This window comes from Chryseobacterium nepalense (assembly GCF_023195755.1).
GTDB lineage: Bacteria > Bacteroidota > Bacteroidia > Flavobacteriales > Weeksellaceae > Chryseobacterium > Chryseobacterium nepalense.
Genome location: NZ_CP096203.1, coordinates 2384861 through 2404852, shown reverse-complemented (window position 1 = coordinate 2404852; position 19992 = coordinate 2384861). Strand labels below are relative to the sequence as shown.

Sequence of the window (19992 nt, the reverse complement as noted above, 5' to 3'; positions counted from 1 at the left end):
GATGGAGCAATATTTTTACCAATTACCGGTTGAGCTGGTTTTTTTTAAGCCAGTAAGAAGTTGACTGATATGCAGAAATGGTCTGTTCAATAAGTTTTTTATTCTGAAGGTTTCCTTTCACATATTTTTCATCATAATACAGGTTAAATTCCGGAGTAAGGTTGTTTTTTTGCTGCGTCAAAACATATTGTTTAATTTTCTTAACCGGAGCAATAAGGGTTAAGTAATTATCTTTAATAAGTCCTAAATCTTCATAAGTAGCGACATACGCTTTCGGCTGAAACTCTTTTGAAAATACATCCTGCCCTAAAAATTTTGTCTGATAATTAAAATTAAGCAGACCTAGAAGCGTAGGCATTACATCAATCTGCGACATGGTCTGTGTAAACTTTTGCGGCTGAATAAATCCTTCAGAAAAAATCATTGCAGGAATTTTGTATTTATCCATCGGAAGTTCTGTATCTCCTGCGCTTGAAGCACAATGGTCTGCAATGATTACAAAAACCGTATTGGCATACCAGTCTTGTTTTTTAGCCATTTCAAAGAATTTTCTGAGAGAATAATCGGTATATTTTACGCCGCCTTCCCGTGATTTCGCATCACCAGGAATGTCTATTTTACCGTTAGGATAAGTAAAAGGACGGTGGTTGGAAACCGTCATCCAGTGATTAAAAAACGGTCTTCCGGATTTCGCTTCAGCATTCATGGTCTGAATTGCTTTTTTGGCCATATCTTCATCTGCAACGCCCCAGACATTGGCAAAGGAAATCTCATCCGGTTTAAAATTATTTCTGTCAACAATGGTGTAGCCATTTCCTTCATAAAAATCTTTCATATTATCAAAGTAGCTATAGCCGCCATATAGGAATTTAACATCATAACCTTTTGATTTGAAAACACTTCCTGTTGTAAATTTATTTTTATTGTTTTCTCTTTTAATGATGCTTTCACCGGCAGTAGGCGGGATACAGAGTGTAAGCGCTTCAAGTCCGCGAACGGTTCTGTTTCCTGTAGCGTAAAGATTAGTAAACATCAGAGATTTATCTGCAAGACTATCCAGGAAAGGGGTTATTTTCTGTGTGTTACCATAATGTGCCATAAAATCTGCCGATAAACTTTCAATGGAAATCAAAACGACGTTTTTCTTCAATTCCGGTTTTCCGGGTTGAATATTTCTTTTTAAAACAGGCTGTGCGTACTGGCTCAGAAAAGTGTTTTCTGCAACCTGCTGGTTAATCTGAGGATAAAACTGAAAATAATCCAGTTCATTATGGGTAAAAGCCCAATAAAATTTTGGCAATCCGTTGGCCTGGATTTCTTCCTCAAAAACATTATCAGATTTCAATTTTGTGGTAAAACTTAATCCTAAAATACTTATTGCTACCAAAATGCAAAAAGAACCTAATAAGATGATCTTCTGTTTAATATTCGGAAGGTTTAGAAGTTCAGTTTTAGTTTTTTTATAAATATAAACCGTAAATACAACTGCCAGTGCAAATATGGCCAGAAATAAAGGAACAACGGGATAGCTTTCCATGATATTTCCGATTACTTCGTTTGTATAGATAAGATAGTCTACAGCAATAAAATTATATCGTAATCCAAATTCATTATAAAAAAAATATTCGCTCACGGCATTAAAAATAATAAGGAGAACGTATAGGAAAATAGTAAGGAAATACATTGAATTTCTGATCTTTACCCGCTTTTCGGGAAGGAAGAGTATTAGGCTGAAGACAATGATTTTAAGTCCGATAAAAGCCATCGCGATTTCAGCAACCGATCCTCCGTATTGCTTAAAAATATTATCCGGAATGAGAAGTATATATAAAAATAGCAAACACAACAGGCCGAGGATGATATAACCGTAAGGTTTCTGATATTTCGAGTCTGATAAAAACAGAAAATAAAGGGCCAAAAAAGGACATGTTATGATGAACACCAATATATCATTCAGGATTCCGACCATCATAATTTGCAATAGGTCTAAAAAACCGAAATCTGCTGTGGTAATAGGGTGAAATACAAAAACAATTCTCAGTATGAATGAGATTGCAAGATAGAATATGCCTAAATAAAGAAACGGCTTAATTTTTTGAAACAACATCTGTATTTATTAAATGTTAATTCCTGCAAATTTAGCAATTGGGAGTAATTCTTTATTATGAAATCTTAAAATTTAAAAATAATTGTGAAATTTATAATTATTTAAAATAAAATTAAAAATGTAATATCTGCCAAAATCATAATATAAATGAGCTTTTTGATATTTTACATAAAAGAAAAGGACCGCTGTCACGATCCTTACATATTAAAAGAAGTTAAATTAATTATGAATGGCCGAAACCGATATTTCCTTTTTTACCGGATAAGTTCTTTTTAAAATCAATCATCCTTAATGCAGTAACTGCTGCTTCAACCCCTTTATTTCCAAGATCTCCGCCACTTCTCGCGATAGATTGCTCTTTGGTATCATCAGTAAGAACGCAGAAAATGGTAGGGGTATCGGTAAGTATATTACAGTCTTTGATTCCCTGGGCAACTGCTGAACAGACATACTCAAAGTGAGGAGTTTCCCCGCGGATTACACAGCCAATGGCAATCACTGCATCATATTTACGTTCTTTACAAAGCTGCATGCTTGCATAATTCAGTTCGAAAGCACCGGGAACGGGGAAAAGCTTAATGTTTTCAGGCCGTACTCCTTCTTTCTGAAGGATTTCCAATGCCGCATCGCGAAGATTGTAAGTTACAAAATCATTCCACTCAGAAAAAACAATGCCGATTGAAAATTCATCGGCATTGGTTATATGAAGTGGCTTATAATCAGAAAGATTAACTGTTGCCATTATTTAGTAATATTTAGTCATTTCAATATAAGAGTCAGACATTCCGTTGTCGTAGTCCTGATATTTTTCATCAATTGTAGCAAAATATTTTTTAGCTTCAGCTTTTTTATTAAGACCTAAAGCCAGAATACCTGCCTTTCTTGTGAAGTAATACATTGTGTACGGATCGTCTGAAGCAGAAGCTGCTTTATCCAGTAATTGCAAAGCATCGTCATTTTTGTTGAGGCCAGATTGTGCATCAGCCATTGCTCCGTATTTCATCGCCATCAAAGTTTTGTTGTCTGATGAAAACTTGTCCAGAAGATCATATGCTTCCTGGAATTTCCCTTCTTTGAATTTCAAAAGTCCCGCGTTATACGCAGAAAGCTTACCAATATCAGTTGCGGAATATTCATTATAGGTTCCCAGGAAACCAGGATTTGCAGCAGATTTACCACCTAGTGCCTCCTTATCTTTTCCTTCAGTAAGATTTTTCTGAGCGGCAAGGAAACTTTTTACAGCTTCAGCGTTTTTAGGAGTCACCACAAATTGTTTGTAAGCGAAGAATCCCAGAACGCCTAAAACAAGCACCCCGAAAGCAATACCCAATGGTTTTGAATATCTCTCAATAAATCTTTCGGTGTTTAAAGCTTCTCTGTCAAGATCTTTAAAAAACTCCACTGTTTCTTTACCTTCTTGCTCGTTTTGAGCATTCTTTGTAATTTTTGCCATAAATTGTTAAAAATTGAAATGCAAATTTAATTGTTTCTGAATGATTTACAAAATACTTTGTGTGTATTGTTGATTTTTATTTAAACAAATAAGCTGAATGATGAATTGTTGAGCGTGAATTTAATAAAAAATGCTTCGGAAAGCTCAGTGTGACAACGCATAATTTAACGTTACGTGAATATACATAGTATTCATACTGAGCCTGCCGAAGCAACGATTTTTTAAGTCTAATATTTTAAAATATGATAAACTTCTGCATTAAATTTCTCTAATTTTTCTTCTCCCTTAAGATCTTTCAGTCCAATCAGAAAGCTGAATTGGGATACGATTGCTCCTTGCTTTTCTACCAGCTTTGCTGCCGCTTCCGTAGTTCCTCCTGTTGCAAGAAGATCATCATGAATAAGAACTTTTTGTCCCGGCTTTATTTGTCCTTCACGTGTTTCGATGACAGCGCTTCCGTATTCAAGGTCGTATTTTTCCGAAATAACCGGCGGAGGAAGTTTTCCGGATTTTCTTATCAAAATAAAAGGAACTTCCAGAGCAACAGCAATGGCAATCCCGAAAAGATAACCGCGGCTTTCGATCCCGCAAACAGCATCCACTTTCCCTTTGCTGAACGCTACGAGATCTGCAATGACATCTTCATACAATTTAGGATCTAAAAAAATTGGTGAAATGTCTTTAAACTGAATTCCCGGAATCGGAAAATCTGGTACATTTTCTATCGTTTCTTCCAGTTTCCTGATGAGTTCTTGTGATGCCATTTTTAAGGATTGATTTTATAACTGGAAATTTTCCATTCGCCGTTTACATTTTTTAATCCGAAAGTTGCTTTCAACGAAGTTGTTCTTCCGTTTTTATCTGTAACGTCGTAGGTTGCATTTACACTTGCCACATTGGTATTAGAAAGATTCGTACTGATATTTTTCACACTCACGGTTTTCACTGATCCGAAGCCTGAAGTAGGGTTGGAAAACGATTCATAGCTTCCCCAGTTTGGATTGCTTGAAGCGCCGTATGCCGCCTTTAAGTTTTGCGAACTTACATTATTCAGGAAACCGGATACTACGTTTTTAGGATCTGCAGCGGGCTGTTTTGGAGTAGCCGGCGTTGTTGCCGTTGCATTCGGATCCGTTGACGGAACTGTTGAGCCCGGATTGTTCGGATCAATTACTGCAGGATCCTGGTTTACAGCCATCGAATCTACAACCACCGGAGCAGGAACTTTTAATAATAAAGGATTTACATCTAATCCTATTTTTGTCATTTTGAATATTTTGGCCGTCGTCTTAACCGATACGGTAATATCAATTTTATTATCAACGACTTTCGCTGCCGGAATGGAAGAAAATTTTAAATTAAATCCTTTAAAATTATTATCCTGCATTAGGTTTTTTGCCGTTGAAAGTTTCACCCCATTACTGAAAACTTCAAGAGTTACTTCCAATCCTGCACCTGTGAAGGAAACCGGATTTCCGGCATTGTCCACAAGTCTGGGAACGATCTGGATGGCAGTTGATGCCCCAGTTCCGTCGTCGCCTGTAGGTCTTGTGATGATGCTCAAAGCATTTGCTTTTACATCATTAGGATCACTTTCTTTTGCTTTATCGTCACCGAAAATATTCATTTCTCCTAAAGAAGGAGGGGCATTGCTGGCCCATTCGATGCCGTTTTTCTGTGCTACCTGATCGGCCATTGCCATAATTTCAGGAACTTTTTTGCCGTTGATTAGCTGGCCTAATGCTTTTAGTTCTGCAACATCGCCATCGGCTTCCACTCCGAAGGTCTTTAAAATATAAAGTGCTTCATTAAACTTAATCTGTTTAATGGTTGGAAGACTTGCCGTCATATCATTGATACTCGACTGTAAAGTTTTCGTGTTGGTGGCATCTACTGAATCTTTTTTGCATGCTGTAAAAAGCAACAAACTGAAAATTAGCAGAAAAGACAACTTTTTCATTTTTTTCCGTTTGTCACAAATTTACTAAAACGTTTATTAATAGAGGATTTTTATTTTATATTTTGTTTTTCCTTTAATTTATCTCCGAAATATGAACTAAAAACGGACTGCATATTCGGGAAATCCGTGCTTTCCCAATAAGTTGTGGTATAGCTGCTGTTTTTTAAATCAAACTTATTTTTTTCGGATACATTTTCATCTCTGAAGTCTAATTCCGTTGGATAGAAATTTTTGTAAACAATAAGTTGATTATAGTCTGGTTCACTTTTGTGTTTAAGTTTAAGGAAACCAATTTCATTGAATTCCAACAAATCTCTGAGCGTTTTCTGAGTGTCTTTTTCATATGTAGCATTGATGATATTTTTAACATCATAGAAGCGGTATCCAAAAAATGCAAATTCTTTTTCCTGTAATGCTTCGCCTGTGATTTCAATCTCGTCCTTCTGCTGGCCTTTAAGTTCTTTAATCACGGAATTTCTCTTTTTGTACTCCAGTATATTTCCTACTTCTTTCATTTCGGGAAGTCTTAGCAAAGCCTGATAATCCCACATGCCCGTTTGCTTTTTCTCAAAGACCGCATCTTCCAGTCTGTAGATTCGGTATTGCTCCACGGTGGCGCCTTTCATTTTTTTTGTTTTATTGTCGAAAATATAGGTAACAATTCCGTCTGCGTAACAATTGAGTTTGTTATTTACGGTGACATAGGCATTAAAATTACCTTTTACAAAAATATATTTTGCAGGTTTGTTATTTTTTATGACAACCGGTTCAATATTTCGGATTTTGTCATCAACCTTAATCACTTCTTTTTCAAAATCAGCATATGATAATGTGGCTATGGAGAAATTGTCATAGACCAGCTGAAATTTTTCCTGATCCGGCTTTATCAGGTTTTTGTCGATCTTTCCATCAATATCAGAATAAGCAACAATACTTCCGTCTTTTCCGAATACCGAAACTTTAGGCAGTGGCTTATTGGTTTTTTCAGAAATAAAAGTAATGGTTTGTGAACTGAAAAAATTGAATGCTAATGTCAAAAGTAATAATAGAAAACTTTTCTTCATGGCTTTAAAATTTAATTTGAATACTGTTTATATTTAAAAGACAATAAAAATTAAAAAAGGTTGCATGGAAATGTAATTTTTTTAAAAATAAAAAAAAGACTGATCATTACGATCAGTCTTTCAATTTTATCTTGTTATAAATTCCTTAGAAAGGATATTCATAAATTTCAGATTCATGTAAGTAAGGGTTTCCTGTAGGGATTAATTTAAGTTTAGATAATGCAGAAAGCACAGTAAACATAAATAATCCAACTACGAACAGGATTGCTCCTAAGATCAGGATGAATACTTCAGGAGTTTTCCAGTATGGTCCTACTGTTCCCGGCATTACCATGTTGAAGTAATCTAAAATGTGTCCGCAGATAACCACTATTGCCATTATTGTAACTACTTTATAGTTTCTTTTGATGCTGCTGCTTACTAATACCAATAACGGTAATAAGAAGTTTACGATCAGCATTGGTAAGAAAGTAGGAGAGTAGTGCTGGAATCTTCCGAAGAAATAATTAACCTCTTCCGGAATGTTCGCATACCAGTATAACATAAACTGTGCAAACCAGGTATACGTCCAAAGCATACTTGTTGCGAAAAGGAATACTCCTAAATCGTGTAAGTGATTGTCATTGAATTGTGGCAGGAACCCGTTTTTCTTTAAATAAACACTTAAAAGAATGATTACCGCAATACCACTTGAAAGGCAGCTCACCATTGAGTACCAGATGTACATCGTAGAATACCAGTGAGGGTCAATAGACATCAACCAATCCCAAGCCCAAGCAGCAGAAGCAAATCCGAAGAATGCAATATATCCTACCGCCCATCTGTACAACATCTGGTAATCTACTTTTGATTTGGTTTCGTCTACTTTTTTAGACTGAGCTTTCAGTTTCCAAGCGAAGAACGAGGCACCTAAAACATAGATAAATGTTCTTACGGCATAAAAAGGAATATTTAGGAAGATTCTTTTTTCAAATAAGATCACATCAAAATGAGCAGAGTTCGGGTCTGTCAATTCAGGATCCATCCAATGAAAAAGGTGTCCTTGGTGTGTAATGTTTAAAAGCATTAAAATGATCAGAATAGCACCACCGTAAGGAATATAAGAAGCAATAGCTTCCATTACTCTTGTAATGATAATTGGCCATCCTGCGTGTGCAGCATGCTGGATAGAATAAAAGAATAATACGCAGCAGCTCACTCCGAAGAAAAATACAGCTACAAAATGTATTGCCGCTAAAGGCTGGTTATGTACCTGAAGAGTAGCATGCTCCAAATGAGCAGCGTGATCCTGAGGACCAACCATTTCACTAGAATGTGTAGGAGCAGTATGACCAGAAGCGTTAACAGCTTCCATCATGTGTTCTATTTTCTCGGCAGAGATTCCTTTGTTTAAAAAGAAACCAATACCAAAAAGAACTAAACCTACAACAAGAAGGATTATAGAAGTTGATTTTAATTTTGGTGAAAAACTATACATTTCTTTTCTTATTTTTTAGTTTCGGTAGTCTTTGTTTCAGTAGTTGCCGGTGCTGCTGCTGTAGTCGACGCCGGTGTAGCCGTTCCCGCTGCAGGTGTTGCAGTGGCAGGTGCTGCAGCTCCTTTTTTAAAGGCATTCATTACATACATGGCCACTCTCCATCTGTCTCCAGCGTTTAATTGCCCTGCATAAGATCCCATTGCGTTTCTACCGTTTGTGATCACATAATGAACAGATCCTACAGTAATTTCCCTGTCGGCGTAGTTTGGTACACCGGAGAAAGCTCCGGACTGTACGATAGGTCCCTGTCCGTCTCCACCTACACCATGACAAGCTGCACAGGTATGTTCAAATAATATTTTCCCTCTCTCCAGATCCTTTGCAGAGTTTGCAGGATTTAAAGGAGAATTGGTCATTGTTTTTGAAGCATCATAACCGGCATTGTATTCATCAACGGTTTTCGGAAGCAATCCTTCTTCAAAAACACCATCTTTATTTTGAGGAACAGATCCTTCTACAGGAGAAAGGCCTGTTGCCCCGTTATTTTTTACGAAAGCAGGAATTTCATTTTCATGATCTGAATAAGCATCCTGGGCTTTCATCAATGGATCATAAGCTACCGGGAAATACATGTCCGGGAAATATACTAACGGAGTATTTTCTTTTGGCCCGCAAGAGTTAAGTAAAACTGTTGTTAAACCTAAAACTGCTGTAATTTTTAATACATTCTTTTTCATTTTAAGCATCTTTAACAGTTATTTCTTCAACTCCGGTTTCAATAAGCAACTGTTTTACAGATTCTACATCATCAGTTACAAATTCCATCATAAATTTATCATCCGTTGTTCTCGGGTCCGGGTTTTGTGCAGGAGCTCCGGGATACATTTTGTTTCTTACCAGGAAAGTTAATGACATCATGTGAGCGGCACAAAATACCATAAGCTCAAACATTGGTACAACGAATGCCGGCATATTGTGTCCCCAGTCAAAAGCTGGTTTACCACCGATATTCTGAGGCCAGTCGTGGTTCATTACATACCAGGTTAAAGTAGCTCCAATCGTTACTCCATAAAGAGCGTAAAGAAAAGCGGCATCAGAAATTCTTGTTTTCTTTAACCCCAAAGCTTTGTCAAGCCCGTGAACCGGGAACGGAGTATAAACTTCGTTGATTGCGATTCCTTTATCGTTGAATGCCTTAACGCCGTTCATTAAATCGTCGTCGTCAGCATAAAGTCCGTATACAATTTTAGTGGTGCTCATCTCCTTCTTTTGCTTTATAAGTTTCACCTGAGATTTTCAAAATCGATTTTAATTCGGCCTGTGCAATTACAGGGAATGTTCTTGCATATAATAAGAATAATACGGAGAAGAATCCAATTGTTCCTAAATATACACCCACATCAATGATCGTTGGCTTAAACATAGTCCAAGATCCTGGTAAGTAGTCTCTTGAAAGGTTGATTACGATGATGTCAAAACGCTCAAACCACATCCCGATGTTGATGATTAATGCAACAATGAATGTCCAGATAATATTCGTTCTCAATTTCTTGAACCAGAATGAAGCAGGAACAACAAGGTTACAGATGATCAATGACCAGAATGCCCACCAGTAAGGTCCAACAGCAGCACCCGGAGAAAGATAAGTGAAATCTTCAAATCTTGATCCTGAATACCATCCGATGAAATATTCTGTAGCATAGGCCACGGTTACCATACCACCTGTTAAAATAATTACGATGTTCATAATTTCGATATGATACATAGTGATATAATCTTCAAGGTGACAAACTTTTCTTGCAACCAATAATAACGTCTGTACCATCGCGAATCCTGAGAAGATCGCACCGGCAACGAAGTAAGGAGGATAGATCGTAGAGTGCCATCCTTTAATTACTGACGTGGCGAAGTCAAAAGATACGGTAGTGTGTACTGAGAATACAAGCGGCGTTGCCAAACCTGCTAGAACCAAAGAAAGTTCTTCGAATCTTTGCCAGTGTTTTGCTTTACCTCCCCATCCGAATGCAAGGAATGTATAAATCTTTTTAGTCCAAGGTGTTTTTGCTCTGTCTCTGATCATTGCAAAGTCAGGAATCAATCCCATAAACCAGAATACTGTTGATACCGAGAAATAGGTAGAGATTGCAAATACGTCCCAAAGTAGAGGAGAGTTGAAGTTCCCCCAAAGAGAACCGAACTGGTTTGGTAATGGGAATACCCAATATCCTACCCAAACTCTACCCATGTGAATTACCGGGAAGATTGCTGCCTGTACTACTGCGAAAATCGTCATCGCTTCCGCAGATCTGTTTACAGACATTCTCCAACGCTGTCTAAATAATAATAATACCGCTGAGATTAGGGTTCCGGCGTGACCGATACCAACCCACCATACGAAGTTAGTAATATCCCAACCCCAGTTAATAGTTCTGTTAAGTCCCCATGCTCCAATACCTGTTCCGATAGTATAGGCGATACACCCAAATCCATAGATGAATAGAACTAAGGCTGCATATAATGAGATCCACCATAATTTACCTGCTCTTTCTTCGATAGGTCGTGCAATATCTTCCGTGATATCGTGATAAGTTTTGTGACCAATAATCAGAGGTTCCCTTATCGGAGCTTCGTAATGTCCTGACATTTTTTACCTATTTATTATTTAAACTTTATTTTTCTACTCTGTTTCTTACTTTAGTATGATAGAACACGTTTGGCTTGGTTCCGATCTCTTCAAGTAAATAATATCTTCTGTTGTCAGCATATAATTTTCTGACTTCAGATCCTTTGTCATTCATGTCTCCGAACTGGATAGATCCTGTTGTACATGCTTTTGAACAAGCTGTCTGGAATTCTCCGTCTTTCACGATTCTGTTCTCTTTTTTAGCTTCAAGAATAGTCGTTTGAGTCATTTGGATACACATTGAACATTTCTCCATAACCCCTCTTGTTCTTACAACAACATCAGGATTCAGTACCATTCTTCCAAGATCGTTGTTCATGTTGAAATCGAACTTGTCATTCAGGTTGTAGGTAAACCAGTTGAAACGTCTTACTTTGTACGGACAGTTATTTGCACAATATCTTGTACCAATACATCTGTTGTAAGCCATGTGGTTTTGTCCCTGAGAACCGTGAGATGTAGCCGCTACCGGACAAACCGTTTCACAAGGTGCGTGGTTACAATGCTGACACATTACCGGTTGGAAGATCACATCAGGATTATCAGCAGGGTGGTTCAATGCCCCTCCGTCGCCGAATGCAGTACCATATAATTCAGGAACTGCCATTCCTTCTTTTAATCCCTCATATACTTCTACTTTCTGTCTTGAAGAATAATAACGGTCAATTCTTAACCAGTACATATCTCTGGACATTCTGATCTCTTCTTTTCCTACTACAGGAACGTTGTTCTCTGCCTGGCAGGCAATGATACAAGATCCGCAACCTGTACAGGAGTTAAGGTCGATCGACATGTTGAAGTGAGGCCCGTCCGTATCATCGAAAGCATCCCAAAGGTCAATCTTTCTTGCAGGAAGAGCTCCGCTGATGGTGTGATATTCCAAAGGCTTATTCCATCCTTTGTGCTCATCATCAAATGCTACGTTTAAGAAATCTGCCAAAGGAACTTCTTTAGCAATTTCGTAACGTCCCATTAATGTATTTTGAAGCTGAATCCCTGCGAATTCATGATCTTCACCTGTTTTTTCTAATTTAACATTAGATACCACCAGGTTAGATCCATCGAATAAAGGATATGCATTTACTCCCGTATCAGCTGTTGCTCCTGAATTTTTCTTACCATATCCAAGCGCAAGACCTACTGATCCTTCTGCCTGTCCCGGCTGAATGAATACAGGAACATCTTTTATAGTAACTCCGTTTACCGTAAGATTTACGATAGAACCGTCCAGCTGCATTCTAGCATTAAGATCGTTTTCTATACCTAATCTTTCAGCATCTTTAGGAGAAATTGTCAGGTAGTTATCCCAAGACATTCTTGTAATTGGGTCCGGTAATTCCTGAAGCCAAGGGTTGTTGGCCTGAGTTCCGTCTCCCATTGCTGTTTTGGTATATAATACCAATTCTAAATCAGATGCTTTGAAGCCTCCTAATTCAGCTACAGCCTGAGCAGCATTTCCTCCTGCATACGACAATGTTGTTGCATTTGCAGAAGTATTAAATCCGTTATATAAAGCTTTGTTGAATGAAGTTCCTCCTAGTACGGAAGAAGCATTTGCTTTTAAATAATCGTAGTAGTTGTTAGCCGCATTGTTCTTTCCGTTTTTCCAAACCAATAAAGATTCTTCTATCTGTCTTGATTTGTAGATTTTCTGGATGGTTGGCTGCATTAATGAATATACTCCCGTCTGCGGTTCGATATCTCCCCAAGACTCAAGCCAGTTGGCTACAGGAATTACAGCTTTCGCTGCTTTGTACATTTCATTTTTCTTATCAGCAATAGCAATGACGTAAGGAACCTTTGTTAAAGATTTTTTGAAATCTTCTCCTTTGTGGTATGAGTAAATAGGATCTACATTATTGGCGATCAATACACCAACCTGACCTGCATTTACCCATCCAAGGAATTCCTCGAATCTTGCTTTGTCAAATTCTTTTAATAGGTTTGCTTTACCTGTGAAAGCTGTAGAACCAAGTTTCTGGTTAATAAGGTGTGCTAAAACCTGAGCACCTTTGGAACCGTCGGCAAAAACTACTGCTTTGCTTCCTTTTGTCTGTAATTCTTTAGCAATTTCAGAAGCTGTTTTATCTGAAGTTCCTCCACCAACGATGGCATTGTAAACTTCAACTAAAGTTTTATTTACCTGGCTAGGCTTTAATCTGAATCTTTCGTCAGCGTTAGCACCAGTCAGTGACATGTTTGATTCCACCTGAATGTGTCTCAACATGTTTGGTCCCGGCTTTCTAGCAGCAGCGTAAGAAGATTCTAATCCTCCGCCATTGTAATCTCCTAAGAAATCTGCCTGGAAAGAAACTACCAATTCTGTTCCTCGAAGGTCGTAAACCGGTAATGCTCTTGTTCCGAAAACTTCCTGGGCTGCGTCTAATGCACCAGCATAAGGATAAGCATCATATGTTACTAACTCTGCTGTAGGATATTTAGCCTTAAATTCAGAGAATAATTTTTTGAAAGTAGGGGAAGCAAAAGAATGCGATAATAAAACAATTCTTTTTCCTGCAGCGTTAGCTTCTTCCAGTCCTTTGATAATGTAGCTGTCTACCTTATCGAAAGTTTCATCTTTACCTTCAAATTTAGGCTGCTTTACTTTATCATTGTCATAAAGAGAAAGTACGCTTGCCTGTGCTCTTGCGCTTGTTTTTCCAAGATCTCCTGCAACAGGATTCGGTTCAATTTTAATAGGTCTTCCTTCTCTTGTTTTTACTAAAACACTCGCAAAGTCAAAACCATCGAAATATGTTGAAGCGTAATAGTTTGGAATTCCCGGGATGATTTCATGTGGCTTTACCACATAAGGAATTGTTTTGATAACCGGAGCTTCACATGCAGCCAGTGTAACCGCTGCAGTAGAGAATCCTAATAGTTTTAAGAAATCTCTTCTTGAAGTACTGGATCCGTTTTTTTCAGCATCTCCAAGGAAATCTTCTACCGGAATTTCTTCCTGGAACTCTTTTTGAGCCAGCTTGTTGTTTAGAGCCGGATCTTTAAGTTCGTGAATACTTCTAAATTGTATTTTGTTTGAAGCCATTTATACTTCTAATTTTTAGTTATTAATAATGACATTTACCACACTCAAGACCTCCAATTGCATCTACAGTAATCTTACCACCATCTTTAGGGTATTGTTTTTTCAACTTGTCATGTAGATTCTTGAAGTATTCTTTATTATAACCGTTGTTCATATCAACCTCAGTAGTTCTGTGGCACTCAATACACCATCCCATTGTGAAGTCATTGGCCATCTGAACAACATTCATTGTATCAATTTTACCGTGGCAGGCTTTACATACAACATCAATTTTGTTGTTTGGATTCTTTTTGTTGAAAGAATTAATAATTGCCTGTTCACCTGCTACAACGTGCTGAGCGTGGTTGAAGTAAACGAAGTCCGGCATGTTGTGGATTCTTGTCCATTCAACTGGCTGCGTTTTTCCTGTATACTGTTGTTTTTCAGAATCCCAACCTGTAGCAGCATAAATTTTCTGGATTTCTCCGTCGTAGAATGCCTTGTCTTTTCCTGGTTCCATGTAGTGTTCTGCATTGTACTCGGAAATTGTTCTGTGACAGTTCATACAAACATTCATAGAAGGGATTTCAGATACTTTACCATACTTGGCACTGGAGTGACATAGCTGACAGTCAATCTTCTGTTCTCCTGCGTGGATTTTGTGAGAGAAATAGATAGGTTGTTCAGGTTTATATCCTTTGTAAACACCGATCCACATGATCCAGTTCCATACTCCGTATGCTGCCAGTAAAGCCAGAATAGCAATAAGTCCTTTACCGATATAGTGGTATTTCTCGTAAATTTCACGGAAAGATTTTACTCTTGTTTCGTTAAGTCCTGCTAAGTCCTCAGATTGTCCCAGTTTTACTAATTGTCTTAGTTTCAGTAGGATCCAAACCAATAAACCTGCAATCGCTAAAAGTGAAATGATCACCACGTTGGTAGTGGTAGAGCTCTGTGGTGCCACATTGGCAGATCCTGCATTTGCTGTATTCTTAGCATCATCAGTTTTTGCAGGTTCCGGAGCCGGAGGATTAGTTGTGTATGCTAAGATGTCATCAATATCCTTATCGGTAAGATTTGGAAAGACCTGCATCTCAGTCTTATTGAATTTTTCGAAAACTTCATTGGCGTATTTGTCACCAGAGGCTCTTAGCTCTTTGTTGTTCTTGATCCACTTGTGAAGCCAGTCTTTTCCAAGCCCCTGTTCGGTATCAAGTCTTGCAACCACACCTTTCAATGCAGGTCCTACGACCTGTTTGTCTAACGCGTGACATGCAGTACAATTCGCTTTGAAAAGTTTTTCTCCGTTTTTAGGATCGCCGTCTTGCCCGTAAATTGAAGCACTGGTTGATAACAATAAGCTTATTGCGATCAACGTTTGTCTATAATGCTTTCTCCAACTAATCATTTAAATTATCTTATGTTAGTAAATATTGAACATTCAATCAATTCGGCAAAAATAATATATTTAACAGGAATTTAACGGTATATAGAAAGGGGAAAATATCATTTACGTTTAATTTGTATTGATTCTAAATAACTCCATTTGGTATAATTTTTTAATTTACCTAAATTTGCGGAAACAAGTTTAAATGAAAAATTTTATTAAAATATTTTCGATAGTATTGTTTGGAGGATTTTATACTCTTGAAGCACAACAAATTGTAAAAAAAGATACCTTAGCCGGGACGGAATTGGTGATGACAATGGATTCTAAGGTAAATGCCGCGCTGGAAAGTATTGAAGACAAGTGTTCAAGAACTACCAGTACGGTTGTTTCGAGTGATGCTGATGATGATTCCGGTTCTTCGAGACCGACAAAAATTTATGTTCCGAATAGGGAACTTACCAATGCGGAAATATGCAGAAGAAATCCGAGGATTTTAGGATATAAGATCCAGATAACCACCGTAAAAAGCAATGATGAAGCTAATGAAGTGAAAGCGTATTTCAGAAAAAGATTTCCCAATTTGAAAGTTGAAACCGACGCATCACTCAGACCAAATTATAAAATTCTTGCGGGAAGTTATTTTACGAAACAAAGTGCTGCCTCTGACCTGTCTAAAGTAAGAGAGTATTTTAAATCGGCAATTGCCGTACAATACAGAATTTTCTGTGCGGAAGCAAAATAATTTAATTTTTGAAATATTGTAAAAAGCTGAGATTAATTCTCAGCTTTATTTTTTTATGCAGTTTTCAAGAGTATAATGGGATAGAATAATGAATTTTTAGTAATATTTATTTAAAAACCAGAAGAATTCTGTCATTCTCAGATAATTATTTGTTAAGGCATAAACAAATAAAATACTAACAACAACGGTTAAGAAAGACAGCATTTTTGGTGATTCTTTGTAGGAGTAAAAGAGCCATCCCAGCAATAACGGATAAACAAAAACAAAATGTCCTCCGTAAATGTATGAGGTGTGAAGTCCAAATCTCATAACGCAATGAATCACAATATCAAACAAAAATGAAATCATGAGTACCTGAACCAGCTTATTTTTAAAATTTTTACAATAACTCCAGGAGATAAGAGTCAATAAAACGGCAATGAAAATGTAAGGGATCCATGACGAGTATACGGTCATTATCATGCCTTTATAATGATATCCCATCATATTATGTTTATCCCGGATAATGAAATCCGAAAATAAAATATTTCCGCCAAAAAAATAAGAAGGAATCATATCCCAGGTCGGAGTTGAATTTACATTCGAGAACTTTTCATACTGTTCATTGGTCTTGCTGAATATGTTCTGGTATTTGAAATCAATCCGGTTCAGGTACAATAAAACAAAGCAGATAACAGTAAAAGCTCCTCTTAAAATAGCATTTCCAAACTTTCTCCAGCTGTGAAAGAGTCCTTTTTCAAAAGCAACTGGAATGAATACCTTGGCAATATTGGTTACGGTTAATCCTCCGATTGTAATTCCGGAAAATGCCAGCGCCAATGCGGGTATTTTTTTCTCTTTTTTAAGTTTTATTGCAGAATAGTGATTAAATAAAGTCAGTAGAAATAGGGTGTAAGTAAAATTTTCCGGGGTGAAAGACAGCAGGATTGTCGTTGAAAACGCACCGAAAAATAAAATGAGCAATAGACTTAGGATTAGAGGTAGCCTAATGATATTTTTCAGGTACTTGAAGACCTGAAGTACGCTTAGACTAACTGCAATATTGCTGAACCATGCGAGGATAAAGCGAAAATCTCCATTCATTTTGCCATCAGAAAAAAGCAACGCCAGCTCGCGGATCCAGTTGAAGAAATAATACGATAAAGGATGTCTTTCGAAGCTTCCTCCGGTCATTACAATGGATTTATTATCGAAGCTGAAATAGGCATCCCAGGGAATTCTGGAGTCAAAAATAATTTTATAATGTATGGCGATGAAGGATCCTAAATATCCGTAAACAACCAGGAAAAACAACAGAACAAGGAGTTCAGTTCCTGAAGATGGAAATAATAATTTCAGAAATTGGATGAATTTTGTTTTGAATTGAGCCACCGGTTTATTTTTTTCTACAAAAATAAATAAAAAACTCACCCATAAGGTGAGTTTAAATCTATTGAAATAGTTTGATTATTCTTTAATTATTTTTTCAGAAATAGAAGTTCCGTCTGTGAATTCTACCTGCATAATATAATTTCCTTTAGGCAATGAAGAAATGTCTGCCTTAGCTGATGAAGATTTTAATACTGATTTTCCAGTGAAATCTAAAATTTCAGATGATTTTATTTTCTTATCAGATTTGATATTGATTTCTCCTTTTGTTGGGTTAGGATATAGCTGGGCAAGTTTAGATTTTGCTCCAACTTCATTGGTTGCAAGCGTACCTGTTGTAACGTAAAAATCGTCTACCATAAACATATACTGGTCTGCTGCCATATATTGAATTCCTATTCTAATGGTTTGATTGGCATAAGCATCAAGATTACGTGTAATCTGTGTCCAGTTAGCAGTCGCATTTACGGCAGTAGTATTTGGAATGAACGTAAAATTACTCGCGGATGTTGGTGTTCCGCTTCCTACATATACTCCAATTTTATATTTTTCAGTAAAAGCAGGAGAAAGAGCTTTTACCCAAAGACTTAATTGATTATTAGCTGCTCCTAATGCTATTGGTGGAGATATTAACCAGTCATTGTTTGCATTTACGCCACCGGCTGGGACTCCGGCCCATGATACAGCACATTTTTGACCTGTATGAGGAGTGAAGTTTCTTACTTCTTCATCTACTCCTGTAACTGCGGTAGCGTTATTTGTAGCATTGCTGGCTGAAAGATTAAAAATCTGAAAAGCCATTGGGGCTCCGGCATTTGCCCAACTTGCGGTCCATGTAGAAACAGGGACTCCTGCAACTACAGGTCCCCCGCCTGTATAGGTATTTAAGCCATCTAAATCAAGTGTCTGCCAGTTGCCAAATCCTGTAATTGAAAAGTTGGTGTAACTTTCAAACGAATCACTAAAAAGGGTAGTTTGAGCATTTACAAACAATCCCGCAGACAGTAAGTTAACAAAAAGTATAAGTTTTTTCATAAAAATTTTAATTTTATGTAAAGCTAATAAAAAAAGATGCAATCCTATGAAAAATATTATTTAAAAATCATATTATGGGGTATATTAATTTACGAACTGCAGGAAAGTGTTGAACATCCGGAAACATCATCATACCCCGATGGCCTTTTCGCTGAAAATTCCGGGTAGATGGTATGATAAGGATTTTCCAGGGCGTGGGTCAATTTACCGAGCATTTCCGTTTTTCCATCATTAATTTCTTCAATACATTGATATAAAAGGTAATTTCTTAAAATAAATTTAGGATTTGTTTTGTGCATAATTTCTAAAGATTTTTCTCTTGAAATAATATTTTTTTCTAATCTGGACTTATAGTCTTTCATAAAATCATCCAATCTTGAAATTTTTTCATCATTAAGAAATGTATAGGAAACATTCTCAAACTGAAGTCTTAAATCTTTTTGGTCATCATATTTTTCAAGTTCATTAAAAAACAGCGTATAATCTAACTGAAGATCCTGCATAAGGCTCTGCCAGCTGTTAAAAAACTTTTCATCATTGGTTAACAGCTGATCAAACCCGAATTTTCTACAAAGCATCCGGTCATGAGATTCCCAGAAATAGCTTCCGTAATCATTCAGGATATCTTCAAGAAATTTTTCATCTTTAATTAAAGGATGAAGTGCATTTGCCAGCTGCCAGAGATTCCATTGGGAGATCTGTGCCTGTTTTCCGAATGCATATCTTCTTCCGGGCAGGTCGGTTGTATTCGGAGTAAAATTCAAATTATATTCATCCATCATTGAATAAGGGCCATAATCTATGGTAAGTCCCAGAACCGACATGTTATCTGTATTCATTACCCCATGTACAAATCCTACACGGTACCATTCAACCATAAGATCAGCGGTTCTTCTGCAGATGTTTTCAAAAAAATCTTTGTATTTCTGCTGGCCTTCCGATTGTATTTCTGTGAAATAATTTTCAATGGTGAAATCAGCCAGTTCCTTCAATATTGTATATTCCTGCTGGGCAGACATCAGTTCGAAATGCCCGAAACGTAAGAAACTTTCGGCTGTTCTTATGACTACAGCGCCTTTTTCGTTCTGCGGATTTCCGTTATACATAATATCTCTTACCACTTCTTCCCCTGTACGAGCAAGACTTAATGCTCTTGTTGTGGGAACACCGAGATGATGCATGGCTTCACTCATCAGATATTCACGCACTGAAGACCTCAGGACTGCTCTTCCGTCCGCATGTCTGGAGTACGGTGTTGCTCCGGCGCCTTTCCACTGGATCTCATGTTTTTGCCCGAGATTGTTGGTAATCTCTCCGGCAAGTATTGCTCTTCCATCTCCCAGCTGTCCTGCCCAATTGCCAAACTGATGTCCGGCGTAAGCAGTAGAATAAGTCTGCATTTCTTGTGGAAGACTATTCCCAACTAAAAAATCCAAATCTTTTTCTTCGAATTTTCCCAAACCGATTTCTTCGGAAAGGTTTTCATTAAAAGCAATAAGTGAAGGATGATCAAAACCTGCCGGATTTACGGTTGAGAATAAAACCTTCGGAGTATTTCTCTGCATCGTGTTACCGGAAAAATCTCCCGGAAACTTTTTTATAAAGGGTTGTTGTATGTTTTCAATCTTCATATCTCAAAGGTATTAATTAAAAAAGAAAAGACCTTCCAAAATATTGAAAGGTCT

The 19992-nt window shown here is 37.3% G+C and carries 16 protein-coding genes; 1 reads left to right on the top strand and 15 read right to left on the bottom strand.

All coding sequences use genetic code 11. The features are described 5' to 3' along the window. Positions 1 to 22: 22 nt before the first annotated feature. The 12 genes from M0D58_RS10470 to M0D58_RS10415 form a co-directional block, all read right to left on the bottom strand. The gene (locus tag M0D58_RS10470) at positions 23 to 2107 is read right to left on the bottom strand and encodes an LTA synthase family protein (protein WP_248389034.1); all 2085 of its coding nucleotides are present in this window, start codon (positions 2105 to 2107) and stop codon (positions 23 to 25) included. Positions 2108 to 2330: 223 nt separating this feature from the next. Beyond that, positions 2331 to 2849 carry a 6,7-dimethyl-8-ribityllumazine synthase gene (ribH, locus tag M0D58_RS10465; protein ID WP_248389032.1) on the bottom strand — a complete coding sequence of 173 codons (519 nt, stop codon included), beginning with the start codon at positions 2847 to 2849 and terminating at the stop codon, positions 2331 to 2333. 3 nt (positions 2850 to 2852) lie between these two features. Then, positions 2853 to 3560, bottom strand: a complete 708-nt coding sequence (locus M0D58_RS10460) for a YfgM family protein (RefSeq protein ID WP_248389030.1) — start codon at positions 3558 to 3560, stop codon at positions 2853 to 2855. Positions 3561 to 3787: 227 nt separating this feature from the next. Continuing rightward, positions 3788 to 4324 (bottom strand): adenine phosphoribosyltransferase, encoded by a 537-nt coding sequence (locus M0D58_RS10455; RefSeq protein ID WP_248389028.1) that lies wholly within the window; start codon positions 4322 to 4324, stop codon positions 3788 to 3790. 2 nt (positions 4325 to 4326) lie between these two features. Further along, positions 4327 to 5520 carry a hypothetical protein gene (locus tag M0D58_RS10450; protein WP_248389026.1) on the bottom strand — a complete coding sequence of 398 codons (1194 nt, stop codon included), beginning with the start codon at positions 5518 to 5520 and terminating at the stop codon, positions 4327 to 4329. A 50-nt stretch (positions 5521 to 5570) separates the two neighbouring features. Further along, positions 5571 to 6584 (bottom strand): hypothetical protein, encoded by a 1014-nt coding sequence (locus M0D58_RS10445; RefSeq protein ID WP_248389024.1) that lies wholly within the window; start codon positions 6582 to 6584, stop codon positions 5571 to 5573. A 145-nt stretch (positions 6585 to 6729) separates the two neighbouring features. Beyond that, the gene (locus M0D58_RS10440; RefSeq protein WP_248389022.1) at positions 6730 to 8061 is read right to left on the bottom strand and encodes a quinol:cytochrome C oxidoreductase; all 1332 of its coding nucleotides are present in this window, start codon (positions 8059 to 8061) and stop codon (positions 6730 to 6732) included. An 8-nt stretch (positions 8062 to 8069) separates the two neighbouring features. Beyond that, complete coding sequence (locus M0D58_RS10435; protein ID WP_248389020.1) at positions 8070 to 8807, bottom strand: c-type cytochrome; 738 nt, start codon at positions 8805 to 8807, stop codon at positions 8070 to 8072. After that, the gene (locus tag M0D58_RS10430) at positions 8800 to 9321 is read right to left on the bottom strand and encodes a DUF3341 domain-containing protein (RefSeq protein WP_066435200.1); all 522 of its coding nucleotides are present in this window, start codon (positions 9319 to 9321) and stop codon (positions 8800 to 8802) included. The genes M0D58_RS10435 and M0D58_RS10430 overlap by 8 nt, the downstream gene beginning before the upstream one ends. Then, positions 9308 to 10705, bottom strand: coding sequence for an NrfD/PsrC family molybdoenzyme membrane anchor subunit (gene nrfD / locus M0D58_RS10425; RefSeq protein ID WP_090000552.1), 1398 nt, complete (start codon positions 10703 to 10705; stop codon positions 9308 to 9310). Before nrfD ends, M0D58_RS10430 begins: the two co-directional genes overlap by 14 nt. Positions 10706 to 10730: 25 nt before the next feature. After that, positions 10731 to 13790 carry a TAT-variant-translocated molybdopterin oxidoreductase gene (locus M0D58_RS10420; protein ID WP_248389018.1) on the bottom strand — a complete coding sequence of 1020 codons (3060 nt, stop codon included), beginning with the start codon at positions 13788 to 13790 and terminating at the stop codon, positions 10731 to 10733. A 22-nt stretch (positions 13791 to 13812) separates the two neighbouring features. After that, entirely contained in the window at positions 13813 to 15180 is a 1368-nt protein-coding gene (locus tag M0D58_RS10415; RefSeq protein WP_248389016.1) for a c-type cytochrome, read from the bottom strand. 184 nt (positions 15181 to 15364) lie between these two features. Here M0D58_RS10415 and M0D58_RS10410 point away from each other — a divergent pair, with 184 nt between their 5' ends. Further along, positions 15365 to 15904 carry an SPOR domain-containing protein gene (locus tag M0D58_RS10410; RefSeq protein ID WP_248389014.1) on the top strand — a complete coding sequence of 180 codons (540 nt, stop codon included), beginning with the start codon at positions 15365 to 15367 and terminating at the stop codon, positions 15902 to 15904. Between the two features lie 96 nt (positions 15905 to 16000). Here M0D58_RS10410 and M0D58_RS10405 read toward each other — a convergent pair whose 3' ends face one another. From M0D58_RS10405 to M0D58_RS10395, 3 genes are all read right to left on the bottom strand, one after another. Then, complete coding sequence (locus tag M0D58_RS10405; RefSeq protein ID WP_248389012.1) at positions 16001 to 17275, bottom strand: DUF6080 domain-containing protein; 1275 nt, start codon at positions 17273 to 17275, stop codon at positions 16001 to 16003. A 75-nt stretch (positions 17276 to 17350) separates the two neighbouring features. Beyond that, positions 17351 to 18307 carry a T9SS-dependent choice-of-anchor J family protein gene (locus tag M0D58_RS10400; protein ID WP_248389011.1) on the bottom strand — a complete coding sequence of 319 codons (957 nt, stop codon included), beginning with the start codon at positions 18305 to 18307 and terminating at the stop codon, positions 17351 to 17353. 89 nt (positions 18308 to 18396) lie between these two features. Then, complete coding sequence (locus M0D58_RS10395; protein WP_248389010.1) at positions 18397 to 19938, bottom strand: protein adenylyltransferase SelO; 1542 nt, start codon at positions 19936 to 19938, stop codon at positions 18397 to 18399. Positions 19939 to 19992 lie beyond the last annotated feature (54 nt).

Bases quoted from the DNA above. Each gene is read 5' to 3' on its own strand.
- M0D58_RS10415 (WP_248389016.1), bottom strand. From the start codon at position 15,180: ATGATTAGTTGGAGAAAGCATTATAGACAAACGTTGATCGCAATAAGC.
- M0D58_RS10400 (WP_248389011.1), bottom strand. From the start codon at position 18,307: ATGAAAAAACTTATACTTTTTGTTAACTTACTGTCTGCGGGATTGTTT.
- M0D58_RS10430 (WP_066435200.1), bottom strand. From the start codon at position 9,321: ATGAGCACCACTAAAATTGTATACGGACTTTATGCTGACGACGACGAT.
- nrfD (WP_090000552.1), bottom strand. From the start codon at position 10,705: ATGTCAGGACATTACGAAGCTCCGATAAGGGAACCTCTGATTATTGGT.
- M0D58_RS10420 (WP_248389018.1), bottom strand. From the start codon at position 13,790: ATGGCTTCAAACAAAATACAATTTAGAAGTATTCACGAACTTAAAGAT.
- M0D58_RS10455 (WP_248389028.1), bottom strand. From the start codon at position 4,324: ATGGCATCACAAGAACTCATCAGGAAACTGGAAGAAACGATAGAAAAT.
- M0D58_RS10440 (WP_248389022.1), bottom strand. From the start codon at position 8,061: ATGTATAGTTTTTCACCAAAATTAAAATCAACTTCTATAATCCTTCTT.
- M0D58_RS10445 (WP_248389024.1), bottom strand. From the start codon at position 6,584: ATGAAGAAAAGTTTTCTATTATTACTTTTGACATTAGCATTCAATTTT.
- ribH (WP_248389032.1), bottom strand. From the start codon at position 2,849: ATGGCAACAGTTAATCTTTCTGATTATAAGCCACTTCATATAACCAAT.
- M0D58_RS10450 (WP_248389026.1), bottom strand. From the start codon at position 5,520: ATGAAAAAGTTGTCTTTTCTGCTAATTTTCAGTTTGTTGCTTTTTACA.
- M0D58_RS10395 (WP_248389010.1), bottom strand. From the start codon at position 19,938: ATGAAGATTGAAAACATACAACAACCCTTTATAAAAAAGTTTCCGGGA.
- M0D58_RS10460 (WP_248389030.1), bottom strand. From the start codon at position 3,560: ATGGCAAAAATTACAAAGAATGCTCAAAACGAGCAAGAAGGTAAAGAA.
- M0D58_RS10470 (WP_248389034.1), bottom strand. From the start codon at position 2,107: ATGTTGTTTCAAAAAATTAAGCCGTTTCTTTATTTAGGCATATTCTAT.
- M0D58_RS10435 (WP_248389020.1), bottom strand. From the start codon at position 8,807: ATGCTTAAAATGAAAAAGAATGTATTAAAAATTACAGCAGTTTTAGGT.
- M0D58_RS10410 (WP_248389014.1), top strand. From the start codon at position 15,365: ATGAAAAATTTTATTAAAATATTTTCGATAGTATTGTTTGGAGGATTT.